Raw genomic sequence first — 12,516 nt, forward strand, 5'->3', positions numbered from 1 at the left:
CCCGGCGGCGCATTGCGCGCCGCCGGTCCGCGGGATCAGATCCCGGCGATTGCCATTTGCTCGATGAGGATCGAGCCGGTGGTCTTGGTGCCGCGCGAGATGGTGTCGGCGCCGATCGCGACGATCTGCTTGAACATGTCGGCCAGGTTGCCGGCAATGGTCACTTCCTGCACCGCATGCTGGATCTGGCCGTTCTCGACCCAATAGCCGAAAGCGCCGCGCGAGTAGTCGCCCGTCACGTAATTGACGCCCTGCCCGATCAGTTCGGTGACGAGAAAGCCCGTGCCGAGCTTTTTGAGCATGGCTTCAAAGTCGTCGCCGCGGCGGGTCTGCGTGGAGCTGAACACCAGGTTGTGCGAGCCGCCGGCGTTGCCGGTGGTGGTCATGCCCAGCTTGCGGGCGGTGTAGGAAGACAGGAAATAGCCTTCCAGCACCCCGTCCGACACCACGTTGCGGCGGCGCGTGCGCACGCCTTCGTCGTCGAACGGCGAGCTGCCCATGGCGCCGCGGATGTGCGGATCTTCAACCAGATTGATGTGCTTGGGAAAGAGCGGCTTGCCCAGCGAATCGACCAGGAAGCTGGCCTTGCGGTACAGCGCGCCGCCGTTGACGGCCTGCGTCAGCGCGCCGACCAGGCCAAGCGCCAGCGGCGCCTCGAACAGGACCGGAAACTTGCCGGTGCGCACGCGGCGGGCCGACAGGCGCGACAGCGTGCGTTCGGCGGCATAGCGGCCGATGGCTTCGGGCGAAGCCATCTTGGCGGGATCGCGTTCGGACGTGTACCAATAGTCGCGCTGCATGCCGTTGCCGCGGCCCGCGATGGGCGCAACCGACAGGCTGTGGCGCGAATACGGGTAGCCGCCCAGGAAGCCGCGCGTGTTGCCCATCACGAACTGGCCTTCGTACGTGCCGACCGTGGCGCCGTCGGTGTTGGTGATGCGCGGATCGACCTCGCGTGCGGCGCGCTCGGCGCGCAGCGCCAGTTCGGCCGCTTCCTCGGTGGAGACGGTCCAGGCGCGGTGCAGGTCCAGATCGGGAAATTCGGTGGCCAGCTGGTCGGCGTCGGGCAGGCCGGCGGCCGGGTCGGCGGCGGTATGGCGGGCAATGTGCCAGGCGGCTTCGACCGTCTGGCGCAGGGCGGCCTCGGAGAAGTCGGACGTCGATGCCGAGCCGCGGCTCTGGCCGGCGTAGACCGTCAGGTCCAGCGCCCGGTCGCGCGTCTGCTCAACGGTTTCGATGTCGTTCTTGCGGACCGAGACGGACAGTCCCAGGCTTTCGGAGACTTCCGCGGCGGCGTCGGAGGCGCCGATCTGGCGCGCGTAGGCCAGGGTTTGTTCGACAAGTTCGGAAAAACGCGCGTGATTCGCCGCCAGCGGCAAGGATGAGGAGGTTTTAACCATTGCAGTCCAATTTGCAGAGACGGTTATCATAGCCAAGTCTGTCATTGCGCAGTTTTCCATGAATTCCCATCCCCAAGAAGATTCCGTCGACGACGGTTACGACGAGAACGGCTACGACCGTCCCAGCAAGTCCCAGGTCAAGCGTGAGATGCACGCCCTGCTGGACCTGGGCAAGCAATTGATCGCGCTGTCGCCCGAACGTCTGAAGCAACTGCCGCTCGAAGAACGGCTGTACGAGGCCATCCGCATGGCCCAGCGCACCACCGGCCGCGAAGGTTTGCGACGTCAGGTCCACTTCGTGGGCAAGCTGATGCGCGACGCGCCGGCTGACGTCATCCGCAAGCAGCTCGATGTCTGGGAGAACGGCTCCCGCGAAGAAACGGCCGCCATGCACCGTCTTGAGGGGCTGCGTGACCGCCTGCTCGACGACGACGACGCCCTGACCCGCCTCCTGACCAACAACCCGCAGGCCGACGTGCAGCAATTGCGCACGCTGATCCGCGCCGCGCGCAAGGAAAAGCTGGCCAACGCATCGTTGTTGCAGGGCCAGGAGCCGCAGAAGAAGCACTATCGCGCGCTGTTCCAGGCGCTCAAGACCCTTACCCTCTGATATTCCCTACGGCCCGCCCATGACCGCACCCGACCTGCTCGACTGCATCGAGATCGAAACCGCCCCCAATCCCACGCACGCCGTGATCTGGCTGCACGGCCTGGGCGCCGACGGCAACGATTTCGCGCCCATCGTGCCGGAGCTGCGCCTGCCCGCCGGGCGTGGCGTGCGCTTCGTGTTTCCGAATGCGCCGGTTCAGCGGGTCACCATCAACAACGACATGTCGATGCGCTCGTGGTACGACATCCTGGTGATGGATCTGGTGCGCGTGGAAGACGGCCGCGGCATCCGCGCCTCGGAAGCCGCCATCCACCAATTGATCGCGCGTGAAAACGCGCGTGGCGTCCCGACGTCGAACATCGTGCTGGCCGGGTTCTCGCAAGGCAGCGCGATGACCCTGCACACGGGTCTGCGCCTGAAAGAGAAGCTGGCCGGCATGATGGCGCTGTCCGGCTATCTTCCGCTGCTGGACACCGCGGAAGCCGAGCGCCAGCCCGCCAACAATGCCACGCCTATCTTCATGGCGCATGGCCAATACGATCCGGTGGTGTCGCTCGCGCGCGCCGAAGCGTCGTTGGCTGAATTGAAGCGTCTGGGTTACGACGTGCGCTGGCACACGTATCCGATGCCGCACTCGGTCTGCGCCGAGGAAGTGGCGGACATTTCGGACTTTTTGAACGAAGTGCTGGTCTAGCGCAGCACGGGCCAGGAGCGAAGACGAGCGGCGCGCAAGGCGCGGCTCGTGTTCCTGGCCGATGGGCGCGCCGGCATTGCGCGCCTACGATGGGATGAGCCCTGCCCCGTCACGATTCACCCCCGAAGCGGCTCAAAATCTTATTTTGTATACCAACTGGTATTCCAGCCTCGCATTGTCCCGGCTCGGAAGACTTGCGTCCATAGAGAAAAACGCCAATCTCAAAACGCTTGTCGCCCACTTGTCTTGAATATAGTATTCGATCCAAGCCTTACCGGCCCGGGCCTTCTCTGTTCGGGCTTCCCTGTTGTTGCAGTCGATCCATCCCATTGGCCGTGTTGCGCCGATCCGTCGGCGCATTCAAGACGCAGGAGAAAGTCCCGTGAAGACCTCGCCCTTGCCCCGCCTGGCAGGCGCGGCGCTGCTCGCGCTGCTTGCCCCTCTGGCCGCTCAGGCCGAAGCCCTGAACCCTCCCGTGAAGGTGCGCTACGAAGAAGTGGTGCGATCGATCCTGTACGTGCCGAAGTATGTCGCGTTATCGCAGGGCTATTTCAAGGACGCAGGACTGGACGTGTCCATGAAGACGTCGCAAGGCACCGACAAGGGCATGACCGCCCTGCTGTCGGGCAGCGCGGACATCGTGCTGATCGGGCCCGAGGCGTCCATCTACGTGCAGAACAGCGAATCACCGGTCAAGCCCAAGATCTTTGCCGGCCTGACCGCCACCGACGGCTTTTTCCTGCTGTCGCGCAAGCCGGTCGACAAGTTCGACTGGTCCATGCTCAAGGGCAAGGAAGTGATCGGCTTTCGCCCGGGATCGAATCCCATCGTGTTCCTGGAGACAGCGCTGCGCAAGCATGGCCTCGATCCTCAAAAGGACGTGAAGCTGCTCAACAACATCGGCATCCCCGCGCGCGCCGGCGCCTGGATGGCGGGCCAGGGTGAATACGGCATCTTCCTGGAGCCCGAGGCCGGCGAGTTGGTGCGCAACGGCAAGGGGCACATCGTCGCGTCGGTGGGACATGAAGTGGGCCAGGTGGACTACACGGTCTTCACCGCCACCGACAAATACATCCGCGACAACCCCAAGGTCATCCAGGCCTGGACCGACGTGGTCGCGCGCGCCGAGAAATACGTGAAGGACACGCCCGCCGCCACGCTGGCTCCGCAGATCATGACCTTCTTTCCCGGCATGGATCAGGCCGCGGTGACCGAGGCGATCGAACGCTACAAGCAATATCAGATCTGGAAGACCACACCGCTGGTGACCGCGCAGGCGATGACGCAGCTGCAGGACATGCTGGTGGCCAGCGCCGTGATGAAGGACACCGCCCGCGTCAAGTACGAGGACGTGGTGATCGCCGACTTTGCCAAGAAGGCGCAATGATGGGCGCCGCCATCCACAACCTGAAGCCGGCGCCCGCCACGGCCAAGATCGAACTGCGCGAGGTCTGTCTTTCGTACTTCACGCCGGAAGGCGAGACCGAGGCGCTGTCCAACGTCTCCTTCAGTCTGGCGCCGGGCGAGTTCGTCAGCCTGATCGGGCAGAGCGGCTGTGGCAAGAGCACGCTGCTGTCGTTGATCGCGGGTTTGATTCCGCCGACCTCGGGCGCGGTGCTGGTCGACGGGCAGGCGGTGACCAAGCCGAATGCCCGCATCGGCTACATGCTGCAGCAGGACTATCTGTTCGAGTGGCGCACGATTCTGGACAACGTGATGCTGGGCGCCGAGATCCAGGGGCGGCGTGATGCGCGCAGCGAGGCGCGCGCCGTGCACCTGCTTGAAAAATGTGGCCTGGGCGCGTTCCTGTCGCACACGCCGCGGCAGCTGTCCGGCGGCATGCGCCAACGCGCGGCGCTGGCGCGCACGCTGGTCACCGAGCCCGACGTGATCCTGCTGGACGAACCGTTTTCGGCATTGGATTCGCAGACGCGGCTGGCGATCTCCGATGAAGTCGTGGACATCCTGCGGCGCGAAGGCAAGACGGTAGTGCTGGTGACGCACGACATCGGCGAGGCCATCGCAATGACCGACCGCGTGATCGTGCTGTCGCGCCGGCCAGGACGCTTAAAGAGCCAGTACCGCATCCATTACGGCGACGGCCAGGTCCGCCCAACGCCATTCCAGGCGCGTTCGCGGCCGGAGTTCAACACCTACTTCAAACAGCTCTGGGACGAGCTGGATGTTCACGTGGAGGGCTGACCCATGAACGCGCCGATTGCCAATACCGTTCCGCTGCGCGCCGTGCCCGGCCCCAGCGAGAAATACCTGAACTACCTGCGCCGCGACCGCGCGCGCCGCCGCAACATCCGCGTGGCCCAAGCGCTGCTGCTGGTGGTCTTTCTATGCGCGTGGGAAATCCTGCCGCGCATGCACATCGTCAATCCGCTGCTCACCAGCTATCCCAGCGCGCTGTGGCCCACGTTCCTGGAACTGTGGAACCACGGCAGCCTGGGCAAGCACATCATGACGACGCTGTCGGCGACGCTGGTCGGCTTTGTGCTCAGCATGGGCATCGGGATCGTGGTGGCCGCCGCGCTGTGGTGGTCCGATTTTCTGTACAAGGTGCTGGACCCCTTCCTGGTGGTGGCCAACGCCATGCCCAAGATCGCATTCGTGCCGATCTTCTATCTGTGGCTGGGTTCCGACTATGCGGTCTACGGCATGGCGGTCGCCATTGCGGTGTTCGTGACCATCATGGTCGTGTACGCGGGTTTCCGCGGCATCGACCTGAACAAGGTGAAGCTTGCCCACACCTTCGGCGCCAGCCGCTGGCAGGTGCTGACCAAGGTCGTACTGCCGGGCAGCGTGCCCACGTTGATCGCGGCCGTGAAGATGAACATCGGCCTGGCGCTGGTGGGCGTGATCGTGGGCGAGTTCCAGTCGGCGGATTCGGGATTGGGCTTTCTCATCATGAACGGCAGCCAGGTGTTCAAGCTGAACATCGTCATGACCGCCATCGTGATGCTGGCGCTGATTTCCAGCGTTATGTATCTCATCATCTACCGCGTCGAGTCCGCCGTGGCGCGGCGCTACGGCTAAGGAGGCAGCATGGAATTCCCCCAGTGGGTAAAGGATCGCGTCGTGGCCCGTCAGGGCTGCCTGCATCCCTATGACGAACTGCCGGCCGCGCGCACCGCGGTGGTGGTGATCGACATGCAGCAGTATTTCCTGATGCCGGGTTATCAGGGCGAATGCGCCCCCGCGCGCCAGATCATCGACCCCATCAACCGCCTGTGCAGCGCCGTGCGCGATGCGGGCGGGGTCGTGGTGTGGGTGCAGACCGCGTCGGACAACGCGGACGTGTTCTGGTCGCATCATCATGGCGTGATGCTCACGCCCGAACGCAGCGCCCGCCGCCTGGAGACCCTGCGGCGCGACTCGCCGGGCTTTGCGCTGCATCCGGACCTGCACGCGCAGGCCACCGACCTGCGCGTGGTCAAACGCTTCTACAGCGCCATGGCGCCCGGTTCGTCGGAATTGGAACCCCTGCTGCGCGGGCTGGGCGTGGATACCCTGCTGATCGCCGGCACGGTCACCAACGTGTGCTGCGAATCCACCGCGCGCGACGCAATGATGCGGGACTTTCGGACCATCATGATCGACGACGCGCTGGCCGCCGTGACACCGGCCGAACACGAGAACGCGCTGCACGGCTGGATGCTGTTCTTCGGCGACGTGCTGTCGGTGGACGAAGCGGCCGCGCGGCTCAAACCCGCGCAGCTGTCGCGCCGGACCGCCTGAAGCGTCCCGGCGCGACGGGTGACGGGTCCAGACCCGGGCCCAGCCCAAGGTCCAGACCCAGGCCCAGACCCAGATCCTGAATCAGACTCAGCCCAGGTCCAGCCAGACCCGGCGCATCGTCGGATCCTCGGGATCGCGATCGTTCGTGAATCCCAGGCTGGTCATCAGCGCCAGCATGGGCCGGTTCGTCGACAGCACCAGGCCGTCGATGTATTCCAGCCCCTGCTCGCGCGCGGCGTCGATCAGCGCGGTCATGAGCTGACGTCCCAACCCCCGCCGTTGCCAGTCGTCGCCGATCACCAGCGCGTACTCCGCGCCCCGCCCGTCGGGATTGCGCAGGTAGTGGGCAAAGCCCACCAGCACCTCGCGCGGATGGCCGCGATTGGCGGGATTGGGCACCTGCGTCGCCGCCACCAGGGCCAGTTCGCGGTGATAGTCCACCTGTGTGTAGCGCGACACCATTCGCGGCGTGAGTTCGCGCATCATCGACACGAACCGCATGTAGCGCGACCGCTCCGACAAGCCACGGATGAATTCCTGCAGCGCCTCCCCGTCTTCGGGGCGGATCGGGCGCAGCACCCACGGGATGCCGTCATCGAACCGGCGCACCTGCACCAGCCGAGCCGGATACGGGTGGATCGCCATGTGCGGGTAGCCCGTGGTCTGCGGCGAAGCGCAGCCCGGCGTATCGGTCAGCGTCATGCGCAGGCCGCCGGCGCGCAGATGCGTTTCACCGGCGTAGAGCGGATCGATGTCCAGGGATTCGATGTCGGGCAGTTCCGACACCAACTCGGACACCAGCACCAAGGTTTGCTGCAGCGCCTCCGCGGCCAGGTGGCCGACCCGGGGAGCCAGCACGCGACGCCAAAGCCGGCTGCGCTCGATGAGTTGGCGCGCCAGATAGCCGTTCAGCGGCGGCAGGTCCATGCCGCGCTCGGCCAGCGACAGCACCGCGTCCGGCCCGCCCGCGCCAAAGCGGATGACAGGGCCGAATTGCGGATCGCGACGCACGCGGATCGCCATGGGCCGGGACTCGGCTTCGGCGGCTGATGGTGCGGCGGCGTCGGACAACGGCACATAGAACAGCCCCAGCAACGTGCGGATTTCTGCGGTGTTCAGTTCGCGCCGGCAATCGGCGCGCACGCGCGCGACGATTTCGCGCGCCGCCGCCAGGTCCGGCACGTGACTGGCAGGTTCGGGCGGCTGGGTCTGCAACAGCAACTGCTGGTTGTAGTGGTGCGACGCCAGCACGCCGAACGCGTCCGCGGCCGACTCGGGCGTGCGGAATGCCGACGTGCCCGCATCGTCCAGCATGCGCCGCAGCGGCCGCATCCCCGCGTCGCCCATGAAGCAGGTCACGACGGGCTTCTTGGCGGACGGCGCGATCTGCGCCAGTTCGCGCGCGACTGCCGGCATGTCGGCCAAGGCGTCGGGCGCCAGCAGCACCAGCACACCATCCACGCCGGTGTCGTCCAGGACGACTTCTAGCATGGCGCGAATGCGCTCGGGCGTCATCGGCAGATAGGTGATGACGGGGTTGGCGGTGCCGGCGTCCGGCTCCAGCATCTCGGCCAGCGCGCGTTGCGTGGCGGGCGCCAGATCGGCGCGCAGGACGGCGGCGTCGGGGCCGATCAGGTCCATGGCGAGCTGCGGAGGTCCGCTGCCGTTGGAGATGAGAGCAACGCGGCGGCCTTTGGGGCGGCGCGTGTAGCCCAGCACCTTCACGGCCGAGAAGAGCTGCACGAAGTAGCGCACACGCACCGCGCCAGCCCGGCGCAGCGCCGCATCGAAAACGGCGTCGCTGCTGTCGGCATCGGAGCGGCCGGCCTTGAGCACGATTACCGGCTTGATGCTGGCCGCGGCCCGCAGCGTGCTCATGAACTCGCGGGCGGGCCCGACGTCTTCCAGGTAGAGGACGATGCTGTCCGTGCGCGGATCGCTGGCCAGGTAGTCCAGCAGCTTGGGCAAGCCCACCACGGCTTCGTCGCCCAGCGACACGGCGGTGGAAAAGCCGATGTGCACGTCCTCGGCCCAGTCCATGACGGCGGCCATGATGGAGCGCGACTGCGCCACCAGCGCCACGCGGCCGCTGCGCGCCAGCACCGGGTGCTGGCTGAAGTTCAGGCCGGCGTGCGGCCGCTGCGCGCCGAAGGAGCGCGGCCCCAGCAGTTCGCAGTGGTTTTCCTCGGCCCAGGCCCGGCACAGCGCCAGCGTGCCGCGCGGATACGGGTCGGGCAGTTCGTGGGGCAGCAGGATCACGGCGCGGGGCGACAACGGCGCCAGGCGGCGCAGCGTTTCGGGCAGCACGGCAGGCGACACGCAAACCAGGGCCAGATCAGGCCGGTCGCCCTGGGCCAGGCCTTCAAGCCTGTCCGGCAGGTCGGGGGCTGCGCCGGGTTCGACGGCGACAACCGTGGTCTTCGCCTTCAGGGCAGGAGACAGGGAACTTGCCGCGGGAAGCGGCCGATCGGCCACGATCACCAGCGAGGCGGGTTCGAACATCGGCGCAAGAGCGTGTCTCAACATGGGGAGGTCGGGCCAGGGCCTGTTCACACTAATCTAAAATAGCGTTCATCGTATCAAGACAAGCCCGCTGTCCGCTTGATGAGGACACTGCCCGACGCCGCTTTGTGGCGCCGCAGCCGCTAACACTGCCACCTATGACTTCCAACGCCACTACTCCCATTCGCACCCGCTTTGCGCCTTCGCCCACCGGTTTCCTGCATTTGGGCGGCGCGCGCACCGCGCTGTTCTCCTGGGCCTTCGCGCGCCATCACAAGGGCACCTTCGTGCTGCGCATCGAAGACACGGACGTCGAGCGGTCCACGCCGGAAGCGGTGCAGGCCATTCTGGACAGCATGGAATGGCTGGGCATGCAGCCGGACGAAGGCCCCTTCTACCAGATGCAGCGCATGGACCGGTACCGCGAAGTCGTGGCCCAGATGCTGGCCGCCGGCACTGCCTACCATTGCTACAGCTCGCCCGAAGAAGTCGAAGCGATGCGCGAGGCCGCCCGCGCCCGCGGCGACAAGCCCCGTTATGACGGCACCTGGCGCCCGGAACCGGGCAAGACGCTGCCCGCCATCCCCGAGGGCCGCAAGCCCGTCGTGCGCTTCAAGAATCCCCAGGACGGCGCCACGTCCTGGAACGACATGGTCAAGGGCACGATCAGCTTCGACAACACCGAACTCGACGACCTGATCATCGCGCGCCCGGACGGCACACCCACCTATAACTTCTGCGTCGTGGTCGACGACTGGGACATGGGCATCACGCACGTGCTGCGCGGCGATGACCACGTCAACAACACGCCCCGCCAGATCAACATCCTGCGCGCGCTTGGCGCCACCCTGCCGGAATACGGCCACGTGCCGATGATCCTGGGCCCCGACGGCGAAAAGCTGTCCAAGCGCCACGGCGCGGTCAACGTCATGGAGTACGACAACGAGGGCTACCTGCCCGAGGCCATGATCAACTACCTGGCCCGTCTGGGCTGGAGCCACGGCGACGACGAGCTCTTCTCGCGCGATCAGCTCGTGTCGTGGTTCGACACCAAGCATCTGTCCAAGTCGGCGTCGCAGTGGGATCCCAAGAAGCTGAACTGGGTCAACGCCCACTACATCAAGCAGATGGACAATGCCGAACTGGCCGAACGCGTCGCCACGCGCGTGGCGACGCGCGGCGGTTTTCCCGAGCAGATCGACCTGCCGGGTGTCATGGGCCTCCTGAAGGACCGCGCCGAAACGCTGGAGCAACTGGCCGATGGCGCCATGCTGTTCTGCGGCGAGTTCAAGGGCGCGCCGGCGGAGCTGACCGAACAGCACCTGACCGCGCCGGCCCGCGAGGCGCTGGCCGATTTCGCGCAGCGCGCGCAGGATGCGGCGTGGACGCGCGAAGCGCTGTCCGCGCTGATCAAGGGTGTACTGGCCGACCGCGGACTGAAGATGCCGCAACTGGCCATCCCGCTGCGCGTGGCGGTCACCGGTCAGACGCAGACGCCTGCGGTGGATGCGGTGCTGGCGCTGCTGGGCAAGGAAACCGTGCTCAAGCGGCTGTCGGCGATTTGAACCTGGGTGTCTGACACCTGCATGATCCCTGGGTCTCTGACACCCCCATAAAGAAAGGGCCTTTTCATCCAACGATGAATAAGGCCCTTTCTGTTTTCAGTCTGGCTTGGCGCGAAGTCCGTTCACGCCTGCTGCATCCCCGCCCTCGCCTTCAGCGCCCGGGCAAAGAACGCCCCCAGCAGCGGCAGCAGCACGGCCGAGCCGCCGAATAGCGCGCCGGGTCCGATCTCATCCACCACCGCCCCCGCCAGCGCCACGCCCGCCGCCTGCCCCATGAACAGGCATGACGCAAACCACGCGACCGCCGTGCCGCGCGCCGACGGCACCATCTGTGTTGCGTTCGTCTGCAGCGTCGCGTGCAGCAGATAATACCCAAAACCCGCCAGGACGCTCGCCAACAGGCTCCACATCCACACCGGCCCCAGCAGGTACGACAGGAACGCCACGCCCAGCACCAGTCCGCCCGCGACAGCCAAGCCGCGCTCGCCGAGCCGCTTGAGGATGCGCCCGGCGACGACCGTGTAGATCAGCCCCCCCACCGCGTACACGGCAACCAGCGCGCCCGCGGCCGTTAGCGAGATATCGAATCGCTCATGCAGGTACGACGGCGCAAAGGCCAACGCACCGAACACCAGCAAGCCTTCGATGAACACCGTCGCCAGCACCACGCGCGCCCATGGCGCACCGAGCACCAGCCGCGCCTGCGCGATGAAGCCCTGCCGTGGCGCGCTGGGATCAACCTGCGCGAAGCCTGCCGCCCGCTGGCGACGCACTTCCAGATGCAGCAGCACGCCCACGATCAGATAGCCCGCCACGAGCGCGGCAAAGGCCCAGCGCCAGCCGACGGTATCGGCGAACAGGCCGCCCGCAAGCTGGCCGGCGGACATGCCGAGGATGGTGCCGGTCAGAAAGCGCGCCAGCGTCGCCTGCCGGCGTTCATAGGGGACGTTGTCGCCGATCCAGGCCATCGACAGCGGCACGATGCCCGCGCCCGCGGCGCCCGACAAGGCGCGGCAGAACACCAGCATGTCCAGCGATCCGGCCATGACAGCGCCGGCGCTGCCCAGCGCGCACGCCACGGTGGCGACGCTAACCACGCGGTATTTGCCGTACCGGTCGCCCACCGGACCGAAGAACATCTGCAGCACGCCATACGCCACGGCAAACGCCGTGACCGCGCGCGCGGCCTGCCCGGTGGTGGTGCCGAATTCCGCCGCCAGTTGCGGCAGCATGGGATCACAGATACGGAAAGCGCTGGCGCTGACGAAGGCGGCCAGCGCCAGCAGCGCGATCGCGCGTGCTTCGGAGGACAGGGCAGGCATGGATATCCGGCGGCGGGGCGAAAGTCGAAGCCCGCACCTTACCGCAGCCCGGCCCGCTTGGCGAAGCCGCCGGGCGAAGTGTCCGCCCGGCGCAACGCTCAGTAGGCGAGGCGATAGCCCGCCGGCATGCGGCGCGCGGTGAGCAGCATGCCGCCGCTCTTGAGTTCACGCATCGACAGCTTGGATTGCTCGACCTTTTCGACGCGGTAGCGGTTCAGATAGATCGGATCGGTGGGGTCCACCGGCTCGCCCGCCGACTTGGTGGTGCGCATCGTGTAGACACCGTTCTCCACGCTCCAGCAGCCCGTCTCGCGCAGCGCGGGTCGCGTCTTGCGGCCGATCTTGAGCAGGGATTCGTAGGACATGGTGCCGTCGGCCGACAGCACGATCAGCGCCTGCATGTCGCCGGCCACGTCGCGCGGACGCGAATTGGACAACCAGGTGCCGACCATCGGGTCACCGGCCTTGGCGGGCGTGCAAGCCACCGGCTTGGGCGGATCCGCAGGCTGGGCCTCGGTTATGGCGGCAGGCTTCCTGGCGGCGCAACCGGCCAGGATCACGAGGGCGCAGGCAACGCCTGCCGTACGCAAAAACACACTGCTCATGACTTCCTCAAGACGTCCGCCGTCGCGCCGCGCCGATCACACCGGCACGTCCCAGGCGCAGCGGACTTCACGCA

11 protein-coding genes are annotated in these 12,516 nt (G+C 66.6%); 7 read left to right on the forward strand and 4 right to left on the reverse strand.

Features of this window, described 5'->3' with window-relative positions:
• Positions 1 to 35: 35 nt before the first annotated feature.
• Positions 36 to 1,400, reverse strand: coding sequence for a metalloprotease PmbA (pmbA, locus tag B3446_RS19820; protein ID WP_191578198.1), 1,365 nt, complete (start codon positions 1,398 to 1,400; stop codon positions 36 to 38).
• 58 nt (positions 1,401 to 1,458) lie between these two features.
• Here pmbA and yjgA point away from each other — a divergent pair, with 58 nt between their 5' ends.
• The 6 genes from yjgA (at position 1,459) to B3446_RS19850 (ending at position 6,448) form a co-directional block, all read left to right on the forward strand.
• Positions 1,459 to 2,010: a ribosome biogenesis factor YjgA gene (gene yjgA, locus B3446_RS19825; RefSeq protein ID WP_175125487.1), complete on the forward strand. Its 552-nt coding sequence runs from the start codon at positions 1,459 to 1,461 to the stop codon at positions 2,008 to 2,010.
• Between the two features lie 19 nt (positions 2,011 to 2,029).
• Positions 2,030 to 2,704 (forward strand): alpha/beta hydrolase, encoded by a 675-nt coding sequence (locus B3446_RS19830; RefSeq protein ID WP_291384330.1) that lies wholly within the window; start codon positions 2,030 to 2,032, stop codon positions 2,702 to 2,704.
• A 382-nt stretch (positions 2,705 to 3,086) separates the two neighbouring features.
• Positions 3,087 to 4,091, forward strand: coding sequence for an ABC transporter substrate-binding protein (locus B3446_RS19835; protein WP_175139120.1), 1,005 nt, complete (start codon positions 3,087 to 3,089; stop codon positions 4,089 to 4,091).
• Positions 4,091 to 4,906, forward strand: a complete 816-nt coding sequence (locus tag B3446_RS19840) for an ABC transporter ATP-binding protein (RefSeq protein WP_056564409.1) — start codon at positions 4,091 to 4,093, stop codon at positions 4,904 to 4,906. Before B3446_RS19835 ends, B3446_RS19840 begins: the two co-directional genes overlap by 1 nt.
• Positions 4,907 to 4,909: 3 nt before the next feature.
• A complete protein-coding gene (locus tag B3446_RS19845; protein WP_191578201.1) occupies positions 4,910 to 5,746 on the forward strand; it encodes an ABC transporter permease in 837 nt (278 codons plus the stop codon).
• 9 nt (positions 5,747 to 5,755) lie between these two features.
• Complete coding sequence (locus B3446_RS19850) at positions 5,756 to 6,448, forward strand: isochorismatase family cysteine hydrolase (RefSeq protein WP_291384332.1); 693 nt, start codon at positions 5,756 to 5,758, stop codon at positions 6,446 to 6,448.
• Between the two features lie 87 nt (positions 6,449 to 6,535).
• Here B3446_RS19850 and B3446_RS19855 read toward each other — a convergent pair whose 3' ends face one another.
• Positions 6,536 to 8,974, reverse strand: a complete 2,439-nt coding sequence (locus tag B3446_RS19855; protein WP_291384334.1) for a GNAT family N-acetyltransferase — start codon at positions 8,972 to 8,974, stop codon at positions 6,536 to 6,538.
• A 134-nt stretch (positions 8,975 to 9,108) separates the two neighbouring features.
• Here B3446_RS19855 and gltX point away from each other — a divergent pair, with 134 nt between their 5' ends.
• The gene (gene gltX / locus B3446_RS19860; protein ID WP_291384336.1) at positions 9,109 to 10,515 is read left to right on the forward strand and encodes a glutamate--tRNA ligase; all 1,407 of its coding nucleotides are present in this window, start codon (positions 9,109 to 9,111) and stop codon (positions 10,513 to 10,515) included.
• 122 nt (positions 10,516 to 10,637) lie between these two features.
• On the opposite strand, the gene B3446_RS19865 is transcribed toward gltX, so the two are convergent.
• Entirely contained in the window at positions 10,638 to 11,837 is a 1,200-nt protein-coding gene (locus B3446_RS19865; RefSeq protein ID WP_191578205.1) for an MFS transporter, read from the reverse strand.
• Between the two features lie 98 nt (positions 11,838 to 11,935).
• Positions 11,936 to 12,442: a hypothetical protein gene (locus B3446_RS19870; protein ID WP_191578206.1), complete on the reverse strand. Its 507-nt coding sequence runs from the start codon at positions 12,440 to 12,442 to the stop codon at positions 11,936 to 11,938.
• Between the last annotated feature and the right edge of the window lie 74 nt (positions 12,443 to 12,516).

Origin of the sequence: Achromobacter sp. UBA5777 (genome assembly GCF_002418565.1) — a bacterium.
In the GTDB taxonomy this organism is placed as follows: domain Bacteria; phylum Pseudomonadota; class Gammaproteobacteria; order Burkholderiales; family Burkholderiaceae_B; genus Achromobacter; species Achromobacter animicus.